The sequence below is a fragment of the Allobaculum sp. JKK-2023 genome, assembly GCF_034745455.1.
Taxonomy (GTDB): Bacteria; Bacillota_I; Bacilli_A; order Erysipelotrichales; family Erysipelotrichaceae; genus Allobaculum.
Genome location: NZ_JAYERV010000003.1, coordinates 133,597 through 156,565, shown reverse-complemented (window position 1 = coordinate 156,565; position 22,969 = coordinate 133,597). Strand labels below are relative to the sequence as shown.

At 47.1% G+C, this 22,969-nt stretch carries 12 protein-coding genes; 7 read left to right on the top strand and 5 right to left on the bottom strand.

The features are described from left to right. The first annotated feature begins 590 nt into the window (after nucleotides 1-590). The 3 genes from epsC to U4956_RS00730 all read left to right on the top strand — a co-directional run bounded on the left by epsC (nucleotide 591) and on the right by U4956_RS00730 (nucleotide 3,801). Nucleotides 591-1,238: a serine O-acetyltransferase EpsC gene (gene epsC, locus U4956_RS00740; RefSeq protein ID WP_323088267.1), complete on the top strand. Its 648-nt coding sequence runs from the start codon at nucleotides 591-593 to the stop codon at nucleotides 1,236-1,238. A gap of 85 nt (nucleotides 1,239-1,323) precedes the next feature. Continuing rightward, the gene (locus U4956_RS00735; RefSeq protein WP_323088265.1) at nucleotides 1,324-1,671 is read left to right on the top strand and encodes a cyclophilin-like fold protein; all 348 of its coding nucleotides are present in this window, start codon (nucleotides 1,324-1,326) and stop codon (nucleotides 1,669-1,671) included. A 591-nt stretch (nucleotides 1,672-2,262) separates the two neighbouring features. Beyond that, on the top strand, nucleotides 2,263-3,801 hold the full coding sequence (locus tag U4956_RS00730) for a hypothetical protein (protein ID WP_323088263.1): 1,539 nt from the start codon (nucleotides 2,263-2,265) through the stop codon (nucleotides 3,799-3,801). Nucleotides 3,802-4,313: 512 nt separating this feature from the next. Here U4956_RS00730 and U4956_RS00725 read toward each other — a convergent pair. The 4 genes from U4956_RS00725 to U4956_RS00710 all read right to left on the bottom strand — a co-directional run bounded on the left by U4956_RS00725 (nucleotide 4,314) and on the right by U4956_RS00710 (nucleotide 14,383). Continuing rightward, complete coding sequence (locus U4956_RS00725; protein ID WP_323088261.1) at nucleotides 4,314-5,762, bottom strand: glutamate synthase subunit beta; 1,449 nt, start codon at nucleotides 5,760-5,762, stop codon at nucleotides 4,314-4,316. 19 nt (nucleotides 5,763-5,781) lie between these two features. After that, a complete protein-coding gene (gene gltB / locus U4956_RS00720) occupies nucleotides 5,782-10,269 on the bottom strand; it encodes a glutamate synthase large subunit (RefSeq protein WP_323088260.1) in 4,488 nt (1,495 codons plus the stop codon). A 12-nt stretch (nucleotides 10,270-10,281) separates the two neighbouring features. Further along, the gene (gene asnB, locus U4956_RS00715) at nucleotides 10,282-11,865 is read right to left on the bottom strand and encodes an asparagine synthase B (RefSeq protein WP_323088258.1); all 1,584 of its coding nucleotides are present in this window, start codon (nucleotides 11,863-11,865) and stop codon (nucleotides 10,282-10,284) included. 424 nt (nucleotides 11,866-12,289) lie between these two features. Further along, on the bottom strand, nucleotides 12,290-14,383 hold the full coding sequence (locus U4956_RS00710) for a glutamine synthetase III (RefSeq protein WP_323088257.1): 2,094 nt from the start codon (nucleotides 14,381-14,383) through the stop codon (nucleotides 12,290-12,292). A 1,164-nt stretch (nucleotides 14,384-15,547) separates the two neighbouring features. Between U4956_RS00710 and U4956_RS00705 the strand changes: the two genes are divergently transcribed. Genes U4956_RS00705 through ybaK form a run of 3 tightly spaced genes read left to right on the top strand, consistent with a single transcriptional unit; the run spans nucleotide 15,548 to nucleotide 17,752 of the window. Further along, nucleotides 15,548-16,714, top strand: coding sequence for a glutamine synthetase family protein (locus tag U4956_RS00705; RefSeq protein WP_323088255.1), 1,167 nt, complete (start codon nucleotides 15,548-15,550; stop codon nucleotides 16,712-16,714). Continuing rightward, complete coding sequence (locus U4956_RS00700; RefSeq protein WP_323088253.1) at nucleotides 16,708-17,313, top strand: ANTAR domain-containing protein; 606 nt, start codon at nucleotides 16,708-16,710, stop codon at nucleotides 17,311-17,313. The genes U4956_RS00705 and U4956_RS00700 overlap by 7 nt, the downstream gene beginning before the upstream one ends. Further along, a complete protein-coding gene (gene ybaK / locus U4956_RS00695) occupies nucleotides 17,276-17,752 on the top strand; it encodes a Cys-tRNA(Pro) deacylase (RefSeq protein WP_323088252.1) in 477 nt (158 codons plus the stop codon). The genes U4956_RS00700 and ybaK overlap by 38 nt, the downstream gene beginning before the upstream one ends. 535 nt (nucleotides 17,753-18,287) lie before the next feature. Here ybaK and U4956_RS00690 read toward each other — a convergent pair. Then, nucleotides 18,288-19,667, bottom strand: coding sequence for an IS1380 family transposase (locus tag U4956_RS00690; RefSeq protein WP_323088251.1), 1,380 nt, complete (start codon nucleotides 19,665-19,667; stop codon nucleotides 18,288-18,290). 379 nt (nucleotides 19,668-20,046) lie between these two features. Here U4956_RS00690 and U4956_RS00685 point away from each other — a divergent pair, with 379 nt between their 5' ends. Continuing rightward, nucleotides 20,047-22,848 carry a DUF5979 domain-containing protein gene (locus U4956_RS00685; RefSeq protein ID WP_323088250.1) on the top strand — a complete coding sequence of 934 codons (2,802 nt, stop codon included), beginning with the start codon at nucleotides 20,047-20,049 and terminating at the stop codon, nucleotides 22,846-22,848. Nucleotides 22,849-22,969 lie beyond the last annotated feature (121 nt).

The window sequence follows — 22,969 nt, the reverse complement described above, 5'->3', positions numbered from 1 at the left end:
TTGGAGCACTTCAACTGCTCATAGAAGACAACAGGTAAAATATCCGAGCCAGGCAAAATGGAATGCTAACATTTTGATAGATTTCAGAAATGAAAGATGACGAGTCTAGATCCATCCTGATTTCATTTCGACGGGAAGACTGACCGGCTGTTTCTTTTAATCGTTTTGATATTCAGGGATTTAATATGATCTTTTTAAATAAAAATCTGAATGTATTGAGATGGTTTCTATAGAATGATCCGCCGTAAAGCGGGTTGCATGAGAAAGAAAGCCGCATAGTTTAAGAAAATAAACCTACAGCTGGTTTATCAATACACTCAGTCAGATTTTGACATTTGTTCGAAATCCACCGAAAAATACCCTCTCTCTTTCGTGAAAAGTTAAACAAAATTTAAAAAACTGATGGCCTCCAGTAAAATGGAGGCCATTCTCTTAAAAGTGATCGTTAACCCGAAATCGCTTACAATCAGATGCACCATCCCAAATCGGAAACAAAATGGAATTGTTTTCAGTTTTCATGCGGGTTATTTGTGCAAAAAATAACAAGCTGAGATAGAATTGATCTAGCTTAACCGGAAAGGATGATCCCATTGGGTTACAGAGCCTTTTTAAAAGAAGAAAAAGCCTGCTTTATGGAGCAGGACCCTTCTTTAAATTCATCTTTGGAGATTCTTATGATGCCAGGGTATCGAGCCATCAAGACTTGGTACTGGACGCATAAGCTCTATTTGAAAAAGCACTTTGTGCTGGCAAGATGGATGTCGCTTCGCGCGCAGCAGAAAACCGGAATTGATATTCATCCGGGTGCTACGATTGGCCGGCGCTTCTTTATCGACCATGGCAGCGGCGTTGTCATTGGGGAAACCTGCATTATTGGTGATGACGTCAAAGTCTACCAGGGAGTTACCCTTGGCGGCACTGGAAAAGACCATGGCAAACGCCATCCAACTGTTGAAGACAATGTTCTGATCGGTGCAGGGGCCAAGATTCTTGGCAACATTGTTTTAGGCAAAGATTCAAAGGTGGGTGCGGGAGCGATTGTTATTCGCAATGTTGATCCCGGCTCGACGGTTGTCTGTCCACCTGCTTATCCAGTTCGTGCCAAGAGTGGCAAACTTTCCAACCTGTGTGTTCAGGGCAAGGAACGCTGGTCGCGGGATGATGTTCGATGCCTGCAAAATGCTCAGATCAAAGTCAATTGTTCTGATGGAAAAAAGAAAAATCACGAATGTGAATGAGTGGCGCAATGGATTACAATGAGGCTAAGCAGCGTAGAAAAAAGGAAGCATAAAAAGTAAAGAGTACGCAAAGGAAGGTAAACACATGAAAGTAAAATTCTCAGATCAGTATGGAAATGATGTAACCTACAATGTACCAGAATCCGAACTCGGATACGCATTCGAAAGAATGCTGCCAATGACTGTCAAAATGACAAAAACGGGTTCGAGAGAATTCTCGTTCGTTCCACCAAAGAAAATGAACTGCTTCGGTGCTCAGCTTGCACCTGGTGGAATCGAAGGTCTTTGCTACCATCAGCCATGGAACGAAATCATCCTCTACTACGGTGGCTACAGTGAATACGAAGACCTGTATGAGCTGGGAACTCCAATTTGTGGTATGGGCGCTGTCCGCAACCTCAAAGGCGATGTTATCGTCGAAAAAGTTGCTTAATGCTGCTGTAAAAACAAACATGTTGTCCGAAAGGGCGTAAAGAAAAGATAACAATCAGGAAGAGACTCGAATGGGCCTCTTCCTTTTAATTTTTCCGTACCTGTTTCTATACCAGTGTTTATCCTTCCTTGTCAGCCATTCGATTGACTCTTATTCGATTGACTCTTTTCAAGCGCCAGTGACTCTTTTACAAATCGGCGGACATATTGAGGGCAAAAATCAGCAATTCTCCCTACAATAAAACCATTCTTAGATTCCCGTTTCGATTCGTGTTTCCGGGTTCGCCCAACCTGTTCGTCCTTTTGATTTTGATCACTTCTGTGATGTAAATCCAGCCTTACAGGCCATCAACTGGATGAAATTTCAATTCAAAGCAGAAGACGGACTCGCTAGAGCCTTTGCAGCAATATTTTCAATGGCAGAAGTTAAAAACCTTCCTCATTGAAAATAGCTGAAAATAAGGCTCGCCAGCCCGAAAAAGTCAGAAAGGGAATCAAGCTGATTATTTATCCATTTACTCTTCTGACAGATTGGTTTGATGATTTGTCTAACAGCCATATCTGCCAAAGATCCAATATAGAAAGGCAGTCTATGAAACTACACCTGGAAGATAAACGCATTCGCGGACACCTCTTTGAAGGATGGTTTGGACTGGAAAAAGAATCCCTGCGTGTCATGCAGTCTACCGGACTTTTTGCCAGTACCCCTCATCCATTTCATGATCCCCATATTGTTCAGGATTTTGCTGAAAACCAGACCGAGATCAATACCGATGTTTACCCCTCATGGCAGCAGGCTCGCGAAGCCTGTGAGAATCTGACCTGCCAGATGCAGGTGGTTTTAAATGACATGGGCGAAGTTCTCTGGCCGTTTTCCAATCCATCGATTATTCGAAGTTTTCATGATATCCCGATGCTCAAAAGCGGCTCTAAACAAGCTATAGAATACCGAGAATATCTGGAATCGCGTTACGGACGCTGTAAGATGGTTTATTCGGGCATTCATTACAACTTCTCGTTTCGTGATGAATTGCTCAAAAAAGAATGGCAATACCATCCGGAGTACAAAACCTATCGTGAATTCAAAGATCGCTTCTATCTGGACCTTGTAAGCAAAGTTGTCTGGTATGGCTGGCTGATCGATCTGCTTTTCAATGCGAGTCCTGTCTTTGATGGCTCTTTGCAAAGCGAGCAGGATCTTGGAAAACCTGCTTTTTGTGGCATGAGTTCCATGCGCAACTCCACCCTCGGTTACTGGAACTATTTCACGCCTTATTTTGACTATTCGTCTTTAGAAGCCTATACGAACTCCATTGACCGCTATGTTAAAGAAGGGCTGCTCAAGGCACCAAGTGAGCTGTATTATCCGGTACGGATCAAACCAAAAGGAAAATACGACCTGGAGCTGCTCAACGAGGAGGGAATTAACCATATTGAATTGCGCATGGTGGATCTCAATCCGTATGAAATCTGTGGCATCAGCAAGGAAGATGCCTGGTTCTGTCATCTGTTTCTGGTCTATCTGGCGTGTTTTGATGATATTGAACTTTCGTGGAAAGATCAGATCTATGCCCAGCAAAACTTTAAGAGTGCAAGCATCTATTCCATGGATCAGGCCAGAATTCTCTATGATACCGAAACCTCAATCAGTCCAAAAATTGCAGCAACGATTCTGCTCGATGGAATGGAACGTTTTTTCAGTCAGCTAGATCCACAAGCTGTCCAAGCCATTGACCATCAGAAGCTTAAACTCCAGAAACCGGAACAATACCGGCTGGCAGAAAGAGTCCGTCATGATTTTGCTGATTTCGCCAAATCAGGACTGAAACAGGCCTGCTGGATGCAGAAGATGGCGATGTATCGGATAAAAAATGAGACGCCAGCTGAAAAGGAGTTCAATCCAGGACTACAAATCATCAAAGATCTTCACCAAGAGAATGTCGGACTTCAATTGAGAGATGAAGGTTTGCAGGGCTTTGAAGAACCAGGGCTTGATGATAAAGCGGCGCAAAGCTTCGAAGAGTCGCAGATCGAGAACAAAGAGAGGCAGCTGGATTGCTGCAGGAAAGAATTAACTCCAAAACGAACTTCCGAATTGAACTTGGAAAATGAAAACTGGCCGACCATCTGATGATGACTGACCAGTTTTTTTGCATGCAGAAAGCCTGATTTTGATCCGCCCAGGATCAAGGCGAGATCCAATTGAACGATCGGAACAGTAGAAAATAGAAAAACAGGCTCATCCAAAGAATAAATCCATAATTCGTTCCGATCTTTTTTCAGAACAAAAAGCGGATGCATATGAGTATCCGATCGTATCGTTCCGATTTAAACTAAAAATAGAAAGAGGAATCTTTCTACCGGCCTGCCGGGAAAGTTTATTAAAGAAGAAGCGAAAAGGGCTGTCCACACGACAGCTTTTTTCATCTTCTTTCCAGAACAAGTCCATTTTCAGAAAATCAGAGCCGGCTTAGAGGCCGGAAACACCAGGAAGTAAAAACCCGCAAGATGCTGATGAAGAATCTTGCGGGTTTTGCTTTTTGATGATGTTGTATTGCCAATCAAATCTGATCTTTCTGCGTTTATGGACTCAGAACGGATCAAAAGGGTTCTCCAGTTGGCATTTCTGGAGTGAAAAAGTGATTATTCGATATTCGAATAGCCCATTAACGACGCATCGACTTCTCTTGCACACATGCGTCCTTCCATCAAGCCCCACACAACCAGGGACTGACCCCGGCGGCAGTCACCGCACGCGAAGAGCTTGCCTTCGACATGCTTGCTAGTCGGGTGGTCGGTGGCAATCGTATTGCGGCCGGTCAGCGGCAGTTCAAAACTGTTGGAAAGTTCACCTGGAATGCCGATAAAGCCGGCTGCGATCAATAACAGATCACAGGGAAGGTATTCTTCGCTGCCTTCAATAGGCTTGCGATCCGGTCCTAATCTGACGATTTTGACGCCGGTGATATGGCCGTCTTCTTCGTAAACTTCCGAAATGGTTGTTGTAAACAGACGGGGATCTTTGCCAAAGCGTTCGATGGATTCTAACTGACCATAGTCGACTTTGAGCACCTTAGGCCATTCAGGCCAGGGATTGCTTTCGAGTCGTTCGACAGGCGGTTTGGGCATCATTTCCAGAGCGGTAACCGAATTGCAACCCTCGCGAAGAACGGTGCCTGTGCAGTCGTTTCCGGTATCGCCGCCGCCGACAATGATGACATTTTTATCTTTGGCATCAATTGTCCAGGGGCGGTGAGCAAGCAAGTCTTTCGTGGTCTGCTTGAGGAAGTCAACCGCATAATATACTCCGCCAAGCTGGTCGTTGACACCAGCCAGCGATCTTGGCAGCGTCGAACCCGTGGCCATGATGATGGCATCGTACTGGTCTTCCATCTCCTGGCGCGAGATGTCTTTACCGGCTTCGGTATTGAGAATGAACCGCACCCCTTCTTTTTCAAGCAGGTCAATGCGCCGGTCGACAACGGACTTGTCGAGCTTCATGTTGGGAATGCCATACATCAATAAGCCGCCGGGGTGATCTTCACGCTCATACACATCGACCTGATGGCCGCGCAGATTGAGAAAATTTGCGGCACTCAGACCCGAAGGTCCGCTGCCGATGACAGCAACTTTTTTGCCGGTGCGCTCTTTGACTTCCTGGGGTTTGACCCAGCCATTGGCAAAGCCATTTTCAATGATGTAAAACTCATTGTCATGAACGGTTGTCGGCTTGGAATCGATGCCGTTGATACAGGCTTTTTCACACAGGGCCGGGCAGACACGACTGGTAAATTCCGGAAATGGGTTGGTCTTGAGAAGTCTGACCAGCGCATACTGGTCATTTTCTAAAAACAGTTCTTCATTCCATTCGGGAATCAGGTTGTGCAGCGGGCAGCCGGTGACCATGCCGTTGAGTTCGATGGCCGACTGACAGAAAGGAACACCGCAGTGCATGCATCTGGCAGCCTGTTTACGTCTGGTGTTGACATCGAGTGGCCGGTGAAATTCCCGAAAGGATTTCAGACGTTCCTCGGCTGGAACAATCGGGTCATCCTGGCGGTCGTACTGGAGAAATCCAAAGTTTTTTTCCATGATGTTTTCCTTTCCTTTCTTATTGCGGATGAACCATTCTGAAGGCTTTCAGAGTGGCTTCATCGTGATTGTATCCACGGTCTTCAAGATACTTGATCTGATCACGGACATGCTGGTAGTCACGGGGAACGATCTTCTTGAAGTGCGAGAGATTGTTGTGGTAATCCTTGAGCAGCGCTTTGGCAAGCGGACTGTTGGTGGCTGCGACATGCTGCTGGAGAATATGCTGGAGCGTTTCGATATCCTGTTTGGATTCGACCATTTCAATATCGACCAGTTCCTGGTTGACGTTCAGATACAGATCATGATCCACATCAAGAACGTAGGCGATGCCGCCGCTCATGCCAGCGGCAAAGTTTTTACCAGTTTTTCCCAGAACAACCGCGATGCCGCCAGTCATGTATTCCAGACCATGGTCACCGCATCCTTCAGCGACCGCAATGGCACCAGAGTTGCGAACACAGAAGCGTTCGCCGGCAATTCCGTTGATAAAGGCCTTGCCTTTGGTAGCCCCATACAGAGCCACATTTCCGATAATGACGTTTTCTTCCGGTTTAAAGCCATTTACTTCAGGCGGGTAGATCGCTAACGTTCCACCCGAGAGACCTTTGCCAAAGTAGTCATTGGCATCGCCTTCGCACTCCAGGCGCAGGCCTTTTGGAACGAACGCGCCAAAGGACTGGCCCGCTCCGCCATGGGCGCGAACGGTAATCAGATCTTCTTCAAATTCTTCACCCGGTTTGAGGGCTTTGGTCATTTCCGAACCGAGGATCGTTCCAAATGTCCGGTTGGTCGAGCAGATGTCGACATCCATCGAAGCCGGTTTGCGTCTTTTGATGGATTTGGATAAGCGCGGCAGCAGCTGATCCACGTCGATGGATTTTTCAAGCTGGAAGTCATAAGCGGCTTCTGGCTGATGGTGAGCCGGCTGGATCTGTTCAAGCAGGTCATCCAGTTTGGCAAGACCAGCTCTTGGGGTGATCGTTTCATCAACTTCAAGCAGTTCAGCATGGCCGATCATTTCATCGAGCGTTCTGAAGCCAAGTTCGGCCATGATTTCACGCAGTTCCATAGCGGTAAACCGCATGAAGTTCATGACATATTCGGGTTTTCCTTTGAAGCGTTTGCGCAGTTCCTCATTCTGGGTGGCTACCCCAAATGGGCAGGTATCTAAAGAGCATACCCGCATCATTCGACAGCCCATGGTGACAAGCGGGGCAGTCGCAAAACCATATTCTTCCGCGCCAAGCAAAGCAGCAATCGCAACGTCAATGCCGCTCATCAGTTTGCCATCGGTTTCGAGGATGACCTGACTGCGCAAGCCATTGGCGACAAGCTCTTTATGGGACTGCATCAGGCCCAGCTCCCACGGCAGGCCGGCATGGTGAATAGACGACTGGCCGGCCGCCCCGGTGCCGCCATCATAACCGGAGATCAGGATGACACTGGCACCCGCTTTGGCCACCCCGCAGGCAACGGTACCAACCCCATTTTCAGAGCAGAGTTTTACCGAGATGCGCGCATCGCGGTTGGCGTTTTTCAAATCGAAGATCAATTGGGCTAAGTCTTCGATGGAATAAATATCGTGATGAGGCGGAGGAGAAATCAGCGTAACGCCAGGTGTGGAGCATCTGGTTTTGGCAATCCATGGATAAACTTTTCCCCCCGGCAAGTGGCCGCCTTCTCCAGGTTTTGCCCCCTGAGCCATTTTGATTTGGATTTCATTGGCCGAGCACAGGTAAGCTGAATCGACGCCAAACCGGCCGGAAGCAACCTGCTTGATCGCCGAGTTCTTATCGGTGCCATAGCGTTCAGGTCTTTCACCGCCCTCGCCAGAGTTTGACCGGCCATGCAGCGCATTCATGGCCTGTGCCATACATTCGTGCGCTTCCTGAGAAATGGAGCCATAGGACATTGCACCTGTTTTGAAGCGGCGCACAATGTTTTCAATCGGTTCAACTTCATTGAGATCGATTGGATTGCCGCCTTTAAACTTGAGCAGATTGCGCAGGTTATGGGGACGGACTGGATCATGGATCATAGCCGAATACTCTTTGAACAGCTCATAATCGCCCGTCTGGGTGGCTTTCTGGAGCATGACGATCGCTTTTGGATCATAGAGATGGTCCTCTTTGCCTTTACCCGAACGCAGTTTGTGAAAGCCGATCGAATCCAGGGATGTATTGACAGAAAGACCCAGTGGATCAAAGGCACGGGCATGATGCCATAAGAGATCTTCTTCGATTTCTTTTAAGCCGATACCGCCCATTTCATATTGCGTATTGGTGAAGTAGGCATCAATGACGTCTTTCGAGATTCCGATGGCCTCAAAGATCTGAGCGCCCTGATAAGACTGCAGGGTGGAGATGCCCATTTTGGCGGCAATTTTGACGATGCCAGAAAGAATTGCGGTATTGTAATCTTCGATCGCTTTGGAAGGTTCTTTATCCAGGATGTCTTTTTCAATGAGCTCTTCAATGCATTCATGCGCCAGATAGGGATAGATCGCGCTGGCGCCAAAGCCAAGCAGAGCGGCAAATTCGTGAACGGTTTTCGGTTCGCCAGATTCGAGCAGAATCGACATCGCCGTTTTCTTTTTGGTGCGGACTAAATGTTGCTCCAGAGCCGAAACGGCCAACAGGCTTGGGATGGCCATATGGCTTTCGTCAACACCTTTATCCGAAAGGATCAGAATCGAGCATCCGTCCCGGTATGCCCGGTCACATTCGATGAACAGCTGGTCCAGAGCATCTTTTAATGGCATGCCCTTGTAGAACAGCAGGGAAATAACCCGGCTTTTCAGGCCTGGTTTGTCAAGATGACGGATCTTATCCATATCGCGGGCATCGAGAATAGGGTGATTGATCTCGAGCATCGCACAGTTGTTGGCTTTTTCTTCTAACAGATTGCCGGAGGCGCCGATATAGATTGTCGTATCGGTGACGACTTTTTCACGCAGCGAGTCAATTGGCGGGTTGGTGACCTGCGCAAAGAGCTGCTTGAAGTAATGGAACAGGGAAGGGTGCAGCTTGGAAAGCAAGGCGAGCGGCACATCTGTTCCCATCGAAGCAACCGGTTCTTTATGGTCTTTGGCCATGGGCAGAATCTGGTCGTTGACATCTTCATAGGTATAGCCAAAGACACGGTATAACTGGTCGCGCACCGCCTGGGAGTGCATGCGCGGCTTTTTATCCGGGGCCTTTAAATCCTGCAAATGGAGCAGCTTGAGGTTGAGCCATTCGCCATATGGATTTTGTAAGGCATAGGATTTTTTGAGTTCTTCATCTGGGATCATCCGGCCCTGGCGGGTATCGATCAAAAGCATCTTGCCAGGCATCAGGCGGGATTTTACTTTGATTTTTTCAGGCGGAAGATCCAGAACACCGACTTCGGAAGAGAGAATGAACAATCCATCATCCGTGATGTAATACCGGGCTGGACGCAGACCGTTGCGGTCGAGCACTGCCCCACACACTTCACCATCCGAGAAGAGAATGGCCGCCGGGCCATCCCATGGCTCCATCATGGTGGCGTAGTAGTGATAGAAATCTTTTTTGGCCGAATCCATTGGAACATGTTTCCAGGGTTCCGGAATGGAGATGGCAACGGCTTTGGCCAGATCCATGCCGTTCATCATCAAAAATTCCAGTGTATTGTCGAGCATCGAAGAGTCAGAGCCATCTGGATTGATCACCGGCAGGACTTTTTTGTATTGCTCATCGATGAGTGGAGAGGACATCGATTCTTCACGGGCGAGCATCCGGTTGGCATTGCCGCGGATGGTGTTGATTTCACCATTGTGGGCGATCAGACGGTTTGGATGGGCACGCTTCCAGGATGGAGTCGTGTTGGTGGAGAATCGGGAATGGACGATCGCAATGGCACTCTTGTAGTCAGGATCTTGCAGATCTTCATAGAAGCGGCGCAGCTGATCGACTAAAAACATGCCTTTATAGACGATTGTCCGGCACGAAAGAGAAGCAACATAGGTATTTGGGCAGCTCTTTTCAAATTCACGGCGGATGACATAGAGCAATCGGTCAAAATCTTTTTTGGTTTTGACTTCTTCTGGAGCGCTTAAGAAAGCCTGCCAGATCGAAGGCATGCACTCACGGGCCTTCTGGCCAAGGATTTCTTCGGTTACAGGCACTTTCCGCCAGCCATCAAACGTGCATCCTTCTTTGCGGGCGATGGTTTCAAACAGACGTTTGGCCTGGTTGCGTTCGAGCTGGTCCTGGGGGAAGAAAAACATCCCGATTCCGGTTTTTCCTTTTGGCTGATAGGCAATGCCTTCCTTTTGGGCAGCTTTTTCAAAGAAGTCATCGGAAATCTGCAGCAGAATTCCCACTCCATCGCCTACCGTGCCGGTGGCGTCTTTACCCGCACGGTGTTCGAGTTTTTCGACAATATGGAGAGCCTGGTCGACGACCTGATGGGATTGTGTTCCATCGATTTGGCAGACAGTGCCGATTCCGCAGGCATCATGTTCTTTAAACAGTTCGTTCATAGGTCTTCCTTTCTAGTTTCCGCTCTGGTCATAGTTGGAAAGCACACGGGCCGATGGGTCGTTGACGTTGCAGCCTTCCCAGTTCGGGTTGGGCATCCAGAAACCGGCAATCATCTGGGCCTGGCCTGGATAGTACTTTTCAAAAATTTCACGGTATAACAAAGATTCTTTGGTAAATGGAGCCGACCAGGCATACTGGCTGGCTTTTTGTTCAAACTGGGCATCAGAATACTTGGCCTGGGCATAGGCTTTGAGATCATCTGCCATGCTGTGGCCGACAGCATCCGAGAAGGCTGCTTTCTGACGGAACAGGATGGACTCGGGCAGCAGATGGTCCGCTTCAAAGGCGTGGCGCAGGAGGTATTTACCCATGTTGTAAGTGTTCATCTTCATGGCTGGATCAATCGCCATGACATATTTCACGAATTCCAGGTCGCCAAACGGAACGCGGGCTTCCATGGAGTGCGTCGAAATGCACCGATCGGCGCGTAAAACGTCATACATATGGAGTTCATGAACACGCTTTTCGCTTTCTTTCTGGAATTCTTCGGCACTTGGGGCAAAATCCGTATATTTATAGCCAAACAGCTCATCAGAGATTTCACCGGTCATCAAAACCCGGACATCCGAGATCTGGTGGATTTTCTTGCAGATCAGATACATGCCCATTGAGGCCCGAATGGTGGTGATATCGAAAGTTCCCAGTTCCGCAATCACTTCTTCAAGCGCATCGAGAACTTCCTTTTCGGTCATGATCAGTTCGTGATGGTTGCTGCCAATGTATTCAGCGACCTGTCTGGCGTACTTTAAGTCAATGGCATCACTGTCCATGCCAATCGCAAAGGTTTCAATCGGTTTATCCGACTTTGCGGCGCCAATCGCACACACCAGGGAAGAATCCAGCCCGCCGGAAAGCAGATAGCCAACCGGCATATCCGAATCGAGGCGTTTGAGAACGCCATCGATCAGACGGTCATGAATGCCCTGGCAGACAGTTTCGAGATCATCATGAATGACTTCATCAACTTTTCGCATATCGCGATAGCAGATAAACTCGCCATCCTTGTAATAATGGCCGGGTGGGAACGGGAAGATCTGGTCGACCAGACCCACCAGGTTTTTGGCTTCGGATGCAAACACGATTTCGTGCTGCGGCGTGTAGCCAAAATGGAGCGGGCGGATGCCGATGGGATCACGGGCGGCGATTAAGCGGCCGCTTTTGCCATCATAAATGACACAGGCATATTCGGCATCGAGCATCGCAAACATGTCGGTTCCATATTCTTCATATAGAGGAAGCAGGATTTCACAATCGGACTGGGAAACGAATGAGTAGCCTTTTTGTTTCAGTTCTTCTTTCAGCGGGCGGAATCCATAAATCTCACCATTGCAGATGACTGCATTTTCGCCAAGAAAGAAGGGCTGCATGCCGGTCGAGGCCACGCCCATAATGGACAGGCGCTGAAATCCCAGGACGGCATTGTCTAAAACGGCAATCCGCTGATCATCAGGTCCGCGGCTTTCCGTCTTTTTGAGTGCAGCTTCGATTTTTAAAAGATCGGGTCGGTCGGTTTCAATCGCAAATACAGTACACATACGATGGTTCTCCTTTTGATTGATCATCAGTTTGACTGGATCCAGCTTTAAGCCGTGGCAGAAACTTAAAGCGGATGGGAGGTTTGGAATTCAATCCAATTTCTTTCTTCAAATTCCGGGGCACCAGAGAAAAAGCCATTGGGATGATCCCAGGAATCTGAAGAAAGAAACCAGGAAAACAAGAAGGATCAGCGAAAACTGACGGGAGGAAAATCAAGAGTCAGTTAGAGTTGATATTGGAATCTGTGATCATTTCCTGTTTCCTGATCGTCTTTGCATTTCGATCCTGGCCAGAAGAGAAACAAGATTGAAACGCGAAGTTATAAACAATTCTTTATGAAATAAAGACTGTAGATTAAAATTTGACAAAAAGGTTTGGCAAATTGGGTAAAAAACAAGCGGCGTTTATGCCGCTTGTAAATTTTTAGAGACCAAACAGTAATTTGCCGTAGGTCGGGAATGGCCAGTCGTTGGAGTCTGTGATGATTTCCAGTTCATCGCAAGGCTTACGCAGAGCGTCCATTTCAGGAATCATAACGTCTTTGACAAAGGCTGCTTTTTCTTCGATCGTCGGTAAGATGAGAACTTCTTCTTTGGCCACGGCCAGCGCTTCACTGGCTTTATAGGCTTCATTTAAGAGGACTGCAGACTTTTCAAGCGTTGATTGTTCATAGCTTTCTGGAAGATTTAAGCCGGCCTGTTTTTTTGCAATCAAGGAATCAGCGAGCTGCTTCTGGGATTTGGAAACGGCTGGCAGGATCTCTTTGCGGGCCATGGAAACCATGGTGCAGGCTTCAATGTGGAGCAGGTTGACATATTCTTCCATGAGAATTTCGTAGCGGGATTCAACTTCTTCGCGAGTCATGACATGCTGGTGTTCAAACAGCGCGATATTCTTTTCAGATTTAATATAAGGGACTGCATCAGCCGTTGTTTTCAGGTTCAGCAGTCCACGGCGCTCTGCTTCTTCGACCCATTCATCGCTGTAGCCATTGCCATTGAAGATAATGCGGGAATGCTTGATGAAGGTTTCGCGCAGCAGCTGGTGAAGAGCGGCTTCGAAATCCTGGGCGCCTTCAAGCTGATCGGCAAGTTCTTCTAAAGACTGGGCGATGGCTGCATTGAGCACTGTGTTGATGCCGGCAATAGACTGGCTGGAACCAGGCATTCTGAATTCGAATTTGTTTCCGGTAAAGGCAAATGGCGAAGTCCGGTTGCGGTCGGTGGTGTCCATTGGCAGATTGGGCAGAACGGCTGCGCCAATGTTCATGAAAGCTTTGTCTTTGGATCCATAGTTTTCATCGCGCATGATCGCTTCGATGACTTCAGCCAGTTCATCTCCAGTGAAGATCGAGATGATTGCGGGAGGTGCTTCGTTGGCCCCAAGACGGTGGTCGTTGCCAGCTGTCGCAACAGAGAGTCTTAACAGATCCTGATGCTCGTCGACAGCTTTAACAATTCCAGCCAGGAATAAGAGGAACTGCAAGTTTTCATAGGGTGTGTCACCAGGTTCCAGCAGGTTGGCACCAGTATTGGTGGACATGGACCAGTTGTTGTGCTTGCCGCTGCCGTTGATGCCATCAAATGGTTTTTCATGAAGCAGGGCAGCCATGCCATGACGGTGCGCAATCCGCTGAATGAATTCCATCGTCAGCTGGTTCTGGTCGGTTGCCAGGTTGGTTGTGGTGAAGATTGGAGCAATTTCAAACTGGGCAGGGGCGACTTCGTTGTGCTGGGTTTTGGCCATGACACCCAGTTTCCACAGCTCCTGGTTGAGATCATCCATGAAGGCTTTGACGCGGGTCTTGATCGTTCCAAAGTAATGGTCTTCCATTTCCTGGCCTTTTGGAGCCATGGCGCCAAATAAGGTGCGGCCCGCATAGATCAAGTCACGGCGCTGGTTATACAGATCACGGTCTACAAGGAAGTATTCCTGTTCAGGTCCGACCGTGGTGCGGATCGTTGTGACATCTTCGTTGCCAAACAGGTGGACAATGCGCAGCGCTTGTTTGTTGATGGCTTCCATGGAACGAAGAAGCGGTGTTTTCTTGTCCAGAGCATGGCCGGTATAGGAACAGAAAGCAGTTGGAATACACAGAACGCCTTCTTTAATAAATGCATTGCTTGTTGGGTCCCATGCCGTATAGCCGCGGGCTTCAAAGGTCGCGCGCAAACCGCCGCTTGGGAAAGAAGAAGCATCAGGTTCGCCTTTAATCAGCTCCTTGCCCTGGAAAGCCATGATGACCTGGCCAGGTCCATCGGGAGTGATAAAGGAATCATGTTTTTCAGCCGTAATGCCAGTCATTGGCTGGAACCAGTGGGTAAAGTGAGTGGCTCCTTTTTCAATGGCCCAGACTTTCATTGCGTGCGCTACAGCATTCGCGATTTTTCTGTTCAGTGGCAGGCCCAGATCGATCGTTTTTTTCAGTTCTTTGTATGTCTCTTTAGGAAGACGCTCACGCATCGTGGCATCATCAAAGACGTTTTCTCCGAAAATCTCTGTGACGTTCGTGTTCATAATCCATCTCCTCAGTCTTGTCAATAAAAAAAGGCAATAACGAACCGGCTGCACCTTCGCCCGGTTTCAATGACTGCCAAGCAGTCCTGAAAGTTAGGCTTCAAGTGAAGCATTGCGGCGTCATTGCCTTTGACTGGTGAAAGATTACAAAATTTAGCGGGCACCTGTCAAGGATACGTCCTGAAAAATGAAAACTTTTTTCGAAAAGACATGAAAATACGTGAAAGCTGCTCGATTTACGTCGTTTTTAAGGGATTCTGGTTCTAAATCCCTTAATTTGACTGTTATGAATTCTCTATCCCTGAAATTTGGGAAAAATATGGTTTTTATCCCATGGATCTGGTAGAGTTTTTAAGCCTGAATCCGATTGGAATGTCTGATCAGGATTTGAACCAGTCTTATATAGATTGAATTCGACTCGATTCTGCTAAAGGAAAAGACGCGATCAAAGCGATGCCCACTGCTTTTTTCAACGAGCCGACACGATCCCTGAGTCATCGAAGAGTGAAAATCCGATTGCTGGGCATCCGGTTTTGATTTGTAAAGAAAGGCCGCTTTTTACGAAAAATCAAGCCGATTGCATCTCTGGATGGTTGAATCCAAAACGAACCGTCCCCAAATTGTCTATACTATTGAATAAACCAAACAAAAGCTGAATCAATCAGCGGTATGGTTTCTGAATAAAGTTTCGATATTCTGTCTGCCTCTAAATCCAACATTTCTGAAAAAACAGCGCCTTCTGCCTTTGACTACTCCAGCGTTCGATTGATCTTTTCAGTCTGGATGCAGACAGGATTCAATATCTGTTTTCAACGCGAATAAATATTTCGAAAATCGGTAATTGAAAGACTGAGATTCTGACCACAGCCATGAATTGCCATTGGGCCAGATCTTCAGAGATTTTTTGATGCTCAACCAGTGCTTAAAAACGAAGAATATGATCCATTTCCAATATAGAGCAGAACGTTTAGAGCAGAACGAATCGCAGGAACGTTTTCACAGTTGTTCATTCTGAACCGATCCAGAACGCTGCCAAGGCAGGGTAGTTCATATCACAGATCGGGTGTGACAATGATGCTGGCCGCTTTTTAGCCTGTTTTGCATGGACTGAAGGATGGAGGGGGCAGAAAGTTTCAGGAAATGGATTAAAGAAGGGAAATTGAAATGACGACTCGAGAAGATGTACTGAACTATGTCGAAGACGAGGGCGTGAAGTTTATCCGCCTTGGTTTTTACGACTTGTTTGGTAAACAGAAAAATGTATCTATTATGCCAAGACAGCTCAACCGGGCCTTTGAAAAAGGGGTGGCGATTGATGCCACCCAGATTTTTCCTGGCTGCACCCACGAGGGAACGGATCTGATTATCAAACCCGATCCTTCCACAATGGTGCTGCTGCCCTGGCGCAGCATGGAGAACGGTGTGATCCATATGGTCTGCGATTTGTATACGATTGATGGCAAACCTTTTGAAGCCGACACCCGTCTGTTGCTCAAACGCGTTCTTCAATCTGTTGCCAGCCAAGATCTGGAAGTGCTGATGGCTGCCAAAAATGAGTTTTATCTGTTTGAACGGGATGAAAATGGCAATCCAACGAAGAAGCCATTTGATCATGGCGGGTATATGGATGTGGCGCCTCTTGATCAGGGGGAAAACATCCGGCGTGAAATCTGCCTGATTCTGGAAGAAATGGGTCTGGATCCCCATAAGTCCTATCATCAGTCCGGACCCGGCCAGAATGAGATTGATTTTCACTTCTCAGATCCATTGCAGGCAGCGGATGAGGCCAGCCTGTTTAAATGGGTGGTCCGGACTACAGCCAATTCCAATGGCTTATATGCGGATTTTTCTGCTAAGCCGTTAGAAGACCAGGCAGGCAGTTCCATGCACGTTCAGGTCCGTTTTGTTGAAGGGCTTAAAAAAAGAGACGCCTTTATTGCGGGTCTGCTCAAATACCTGCCGGAAATGCAGTTATTCATGTGCTCGTCGCCACTTTCCGTCAAACGGCTGGCTTCGGTCAATGCGCCAGGTCGTTTTGATGTGTCGGATACAGTCCGCAATGTGATGGTCCGCATCCCGCCGCTGGCTAAAGATGTGATTGAAGTCAGACTCCCAGATTCACTGACCAACCCCTATCTCAATTTTGCGCTGGTTTTGATTGCCGGCCTGCAGGGCATCGAAGAAAATCTGGATCTGCCAAAGAACGCAGATCGCCCGGTCGCTTCATCCTTAAAAGAAGCCAAGGAACTCGTCCAAACTTCCCAGCTCATCGAACAGACTCTTCATCCTGATCTGGTGAATGCCTACCTGGCGGTGGAGGAAGAGTGTTAAAAAAGCGGCTGCTGATTGTCCAGGAGTGTCCAATTCTGCCGCAGGAGGTTTTTGCGGCTTCAGAATGGGAAATTGTGAATGCAGAAACGCTGGAAAAAGCCAAACGTCTTCTGGGGACTTCGACGTTTGATCTTCTAGCCGCCCAGCTGCAGCCGAAATCCTCGGCTCTCGGTTCAGGAGTTCTGGAACTGAGCACGATTCACTCGCTGTCTGCAGTGGTGTTCTGCCCCAGTGAAAAAATCGATACAATCAGCTACCAATTTCGAAGCGCCCCAATCCTGGTTCTGCCCTTGCAGACACCCAGGACTGTTTTATTGCAGGTTCTGGCTTACCTGTCCAAAACCGTTGATACCAAGCGCCGCCTGCAGGATTCTATTAATAAGGAAAAGCGGCGGTTTCAGGATGAAAAACTGGTCGGCCAGTGCAAAGTCCAGCTGGTTTCGCTGTGCAGATGGAGTGAAGAAAAAGCGCATCAGTATATATTGAAAACAGCCATGGATCACTCCATGACCAAATCTGCCGCTGCAAGGCAGATCATGCGAAAACTGGAGAGAATCGTCAATGAAAATCAAAAAAACCAATGCAATGCGCCATCTTGATACCCTCAAGCTGCCGTATGAACATTTTGACCTCAATTTAAAAGAAGCAGCCGATGCCAATACGGTTGCCGATCTGCTTCATGCCAAAAAAGAACAGGTCTTCAAAACCCTGGTGACGGAATCCAATGACAAGGAACACTTTGTCTTCATGATTCCAGCCGATAAACACCTGTCACTCAAAAAAGCGGCCAAGGCTGCAGGCAAAAAGAAGATCGAAATGATCGCCCAGAAACAGCTGCTGCCGCTGACCGGCTATGTGCATGGCGGCTGCTCCCCACTGGGAATGAAAAAGCAGTTTCCGACTTTCTTTGATCAGAGTGCCTTAGAATTTGAAACCATCTATTTTTCCGGCGGCAAAATTGGGGTGCAGATTGAGATGGATCCAAAACTGCTTGAACAGGCTGTAGGAGCCAAGCCATTTGATCTGTGCGAAGACTGATCACAAAGAAAACACCAAAAAAAAGAATATTAAACAAGCCAATTTGGTTAAGGACTGTAATCCTCATCGGTCGTTTAGAACCGGTGAAGGTTACAGCCTTTTTTTGTCGGGATTCCTGCACGTTTTGTTTCGTTTTTTTGAGGAAAGCAGTCTCTCGTTTGTCTGGGCAGGGCTTGAAAATGTGGGTTTGCTGACGATTGAAAGGAAAACAGAGAGGCAATAGATTGTGTTGTCAAAAAGGTTAACTAAATTGATTCGGAAAAATAATAATTCGTTTGGATCTACTAAAGGTGACTTCAGCCCGAATAATTCATGGCTTTTTTCACAAAACCATTTTTCGTGTTTTGTCTTCAAAACGCAAACAAATCTTTCTCGGTTCGGTTATCCACATTGTTTCCGGTGGAGGGGGGTACTTGATTTTTTCAAAAATGACGGGCAAAAACTGGTCGAAATCGCATATAACAACCTTTTGTCCACGACAAAAAGACAGTCCGAAGGCTGTCAAATTTAAAATTTTACTTTATTTAAAATAGATTCAACACAAATGAGCGGCTATCCATCCGATTGTCCTGGACTTTTGCAGATATCGGGTGAATCTGTCGGCATGACGAAATGAACTGGCAATCTTCAAGTGAAAACTTCGCGCATGAAAGCTCAGCCTTGAAGCAACTTTCTGATACTTTTTCCGGAATGATCCACATGTCATATTCTGATCAGCACCTTCCATCACCCGAAACTGGAAAAAGTGAAAAAGGTTATAGGCAAGGCATTTCAGAAGAAATTCAAAGGCATTGGCTTCAAATGAGCGATGCGAAAGCGTATTTGCCATGAAGTCACTTTTCAACTCCTTGGTGTAGTTTTCGCTGTTGCCTCTCTGACAATAGAAGTCGATGACCCGTTTTACGGTCATGTCTTCGATATTGGTGATTACCGCAAAAACATGAGGGACCAGCAGAAGCTGAGCCTGCCCTTTCTCATCCTCTTCTTCGGTGAAATAGAGCTTAAAACAGACCCTTCTGCTTTTTGAAGAGTTGGACATCTGATAGCGGATTTCTCCATAAAAAGGCTTAGCTGAAGTATAAGTGCTGTCTTCTTCGTGATCGGAACTGTCGTAGTAGGCATCCTGACATAAGCTTTCAAGTCTGTCTGTTCCTTTGGCTCTGATGGCATAACGAACTGGATTGAAACGGTCTTCAAACAGATCCATCAGGCCGCCCGAGTAAAAAGCAGCGTCTCCACGGAACATGATAATCCGTATTCTGCCAGCTCCAGTACAGTCAGGCAGTCGTTTGAGGACTTCGGCCATGATCGATTCAGCTTCGTCGGCAGAATAAGTGGATCCAGGACGCAGCCATGCCCCAACAAGGGTTTTCGAGTTGTATTCGTTAATGACAAATGGATGATATCCAGTCTGACTGTAGTGATGGATCCATGCACCCCCTTCCTGCTTTCCATAGGTATCGGTTTTTGTCGAATCGGCATCGAGAAGAATATCGTCCTGGTTAGAACTGATAAACTGACAGGCCTGATTCATAAAAATCTGCCAGAAAGCATTATTCGTATCTTCACAGACACGGCTGAAAAAACGGCTGACAGAGCTTTGGGAAGAAATCCCCTGAAAGTACTGACAAAGAATTGGATCTTTGGCAAGAACCTCCTGATCAGCCTGAGACGAATAACCAAGGAGATACTTGAAAACCTGCTGGCTCATCAAAGAGAAGTTGGAATTTTTCGGATGGCAGGATTGCCTTTCGTCCGAAAAAGGAAGGTTGGCATAAGGCTGAAGAAGTAAATTAGAATTGATGAAATCGAGAGGGAGAATTGCACCGGTGTCGGAAGAAAGATCCCCTCCATTAAAAGAAATGTTGCATTCAGGAATAAAACCGGCCATACTGTTGTTCAGGGTGTGTGTCATTGTTCAAAATCCTTTCTTTTTGGTGTGTGTGACTAATATTGTATAGGAATGATGAACGATTTACACTCACCTGTTTGGTGAAAAGCAAAATGGCCGGAAACACGTTCTTTAAAGGTGTTTCCGGCCATTTGTCGGTTTTGATGAATTGTTCAGGTTCAGGTGTAGCATCGAAACCAATAACAGTCAAATTAAATGACGGTGAGTTTAATTATAAACCAGTTGGGCGAATATCTTGAAACAGCAAATTAGATAATTCATGATAGCGGTGTAAGGAATAAAGACTATATCATATCTTAAAAGCTTTATTTAATGATGCTTTTTGTTGAGATTTACAATTAGAGTATTTTAATTTTCCTCTAATTGCAGAAAGGAGGCTGGCATGAATAAACGTCATTTTGGCCACTGCTGTGTTTCGCTGGCGTGTGCTTTGTTCATGACCGGAACATTGATATCGCCAGTATCTGCCCAGGATCAATTCAATCATCCATCTGCCAATTCGGCTGTCTATGACGAAATGACTGAGCAGGATGACAGTGAACATGAAAACAGCCAGATTTTCACTAAGAACAATGAAGGGTCAGATTACACTCTGAGTCCATCACCGCCTGGTTTTGCGGATTCATCTTCCTTCCAAACGTTTTCGGAAGATCCAAGCCAGTCAGATTCGGCATTTTCCTTCTCGGGATCCTTTGAGGATTCGATTTCAAACCAGGACTTCAATCCAAGACGGACAGGTTCTTCATCTTTCTACTCCGACTACAGTTCCAATATGTACGGCTTATCTGATTCATCTGATTCGCCTGATTTATTCGATTCATCCAGTACCAGCGATTCTTCCAGTGCTTTCGACTCACAGAGCAGTGAACAAGAAAATCCCGACTCTGAAGACTTACAATCCAGTGATCGCTGCTCAGATCAGGATGATTCATCAATGGATTCATCAGCAGACTCCTCAACTGATGGATCTGACGACTCATCCACAATTAGAGACGATTTGGATCTGGATACGCTGGTCACCCTGACAGATGGTGAAAACGGAAGTCAGACCATCGAGAACGACGATGGATCGACAACCTATCTCTGGCAGGATGATGATTTGCTGCTGAATGTTAATGCAGATGAGGGAACGTTTGACCAGGATACATCTTTCGACTGCGAAAAGATCGATGCCGATTCACAGACATTCGCTGATGTCATGGAATATTCGGATCAAAGAGATGGGTATCCGATGGCGGCCTGGAAAATGAGTTTTACCGACGAAGATGGAAAACGCATCGAACCATCCAGTTCCGTCCATTTCCAGATGGCTGTCAAACCTTCTGCCTTTGATACCGATGCGGATCTTGATCCTACTGTTTTCGGTCTGCTGCATCTCCAGAAAGATGAAGATGACATTGTCCCTGAAAAACTGGTAGACAGCACGGTCGATTTTGGTGACTGGGCGGTTCAGGATGACCGCTTTATCACCCAGTTCGATCTGGATTCTCCTGATGTTCTGGTCGCAAGGTCAATGGAGTCTGGATACGACGAGACAGAAGATTCAGACGACTCATCCGTGCAGCCGCTTTACTGTTATGGCATGCTGCCTGGATATCAGATGATGCAGGTTTCCGGCAATGGGGAAGGCCACTGGGTAGTCGCCGCATGGCGAGGAATGGCCTACACCACGATTAAACCAACATACAAGCCCGGCGCCAGTGAATCCATCCCTGTCCAGAATATTCCGGAGGGCGTAATTCAGTATCCGGATCCGGATAATCAAAACTTTTTCCCGGACATTACCTTCAATGACCGGACCGGCACCTCACATACCTATAAATATGCCAGACCAGACACGCCGGAGGTCAGTGAGCTTGGATACTATACCATTCGCTGGATTCGAGTCATGACCACAAACAAAGGAGCCTATCCTCCTGTTCCGGATGAAAACGGAAAAATGCATTCGAAAGCATGGGGATTCTGTTACCACCTCGACGGTGTCATCATTCTGAATTCCCTCCAGACCTGTACAGTCAGCTTTAATGTTCTCCAGCCAGGTGCAGAAAACTTCTCCCTGGTCAGTGCCCAGACGGTGTGCAAAGACACATGGGAACAGGATATTACGAAGCCAAAAGCCTATATCCCAGGAGATGAAGATCCGGAAAGTGCCCAGTTCCCCCAGTATTCGGATTATTACATGACCGACTGGTACAACAATAAAGAGATGACGGAACTGGCAGAATTTGATGACCAGATCGTATGCAACACAAGCTTCTATGCCACGTTTAAAAAGGCAACCCATCTGATTGTGACCAATGAAGTCTATGGCGATCCAGAAGAAAAGACGTATCCTTTCACCTACCAGCTGACGATACCAGGAAAAACGCAGCTGCCGGATGGTGTTGAAGCAGTCCTGACCAAAGCAGATGGATCTACAGAAGTGGTAAGAATCCCCTGGAACAGCGATAAAAATACCTATGAATTTCAGCTCGAAGGCGGTGAAAGCCTGGATCTGCCAACACTGCTTGATGATGGCCAGGAGTATGAAATTACCCAGGATGGCAGTGATGGCATGATGACCTGGATCGGTATCGGAGGAAGCTTCAAGCAGACTGAAGAGAATGCCAAAAAATACGAGAATCAAACCGATCCGGATCCATATGAAAAAACAAAGTTCAGCGATGGAACGGACTATGTAACGTTCTTTAACGAAATTCTCTGTCCTCTTTCCATCACCGAAAAGGTCAGCGGCAATGATGCCAGCAAAAACGCTTCCTTTACGATGCAGATGTCTCTGGATGGAAACATGGATCAGACTTTGCCGGGAGATTCCATTCCGGATGAGATGACCTATGATCCGCAAAGCAAAACCTATCAGTTCACCATGAAAAATGGCCAGACCGTCGATGGCATCAAAGTTCCGTATGGAACAACAGTCTCCATTACCGAGACGGATACAAAAGGCTACACGGTCAGTTCGACTGTCAACGGAAAATCAAATGGCAACACCATGCCGGTTCATTTCGTTGTTCAGGGAGATACGAAAGTCGTCATTGATAACGACAAAAATATCTCACCGCCAACTGACCTGAAAAATGGCAGCAGTTCCTGGCTGTGGCTGATTGCAGCAGCTGCAGTCCTCATTGCGACAGCAGGCTTCTTTGCCTGGAGCAGAAGGAACCGCCTGAATCAGAGTCGATAACCCCAAACTGTATGCGCTTACCCAAGTAGAGTGGTTAAAGATTCGCAGTATGGCTGCATGAATACGGACTGCATCCAATGTGCAGTGCGCAAAGCAGAGTAAATCGCACAGCCAGAGAATA

Bases quoted from the DNA above. Each gene is read 5' to 3' on its own strand.
- U4956_RS00705 (WP_323088255.1), top strand. From the start codon at position 15,548: ATGACGACTCGAGAAGATGTACTGAACTATGTCGAAGACGAGGGCGTG.
- ybaK (WP_323088252.1), top strand. From the start codon at position 17,276: ATGAAAATCAAAAAAACCAATGCAATGCGCCATCTTGATACCCTCAAG.
- U4956_RS00685 (WP_323088250.1), top strand. From the start codon at position 20,047: ATGAATAAACGTCATTTTGGCCACTGCTGTGTTTCGCTGGCGTGTGCT.
- asnB (WP_323088258.1), bottom strand. From the start codon at position 11,865: ATGTGTACTGTATTTGCGATTGAAACCGACCGACCCGATCTTTTAAAA.
- U4956_RS00730 (WP_323088263.1), top strand. From the start codon at position 2,263: ATGAAACTACACCTGGAAGATAAACGCATTCGCGGACACCTCTTTGAA.
- gltB (WP_323088260.1), bottom strand. From the start codon at position 10,269: ATGAACGAACTGTTTAAAGAACATGATGCCTGCGGAATCGGCACTGTC.
- U4956_RS00710 (WP_323088257.1), bottom strand. From the start codon at position 14,383: ATGAACACGAACGTCACAGAGATTTTCGGAGAAAACGTCTTTGATGAT.
- U4956_RS00735 (WP_323088265.1), top strand. From the start codon at position 1,324: ATGAAAGTAAAATTCTCAGATCAGTATGGAAATGATGTAACCTACAAT.
- U4956_RS00690 (WP_323088251.1), bottom strand. From the start codon at position 19,667: ATGACACACACCCTGAACAACAGTATGGCCGGTTTTATTCCTGAATGC.
- U4956_RS00725 (WP_323088261.1), bottom strand. From the start codon at position 5,762: ATGGAAAAAAACTTTGGATTTCTCCAGTACGACCGCCAGGATGACCCG.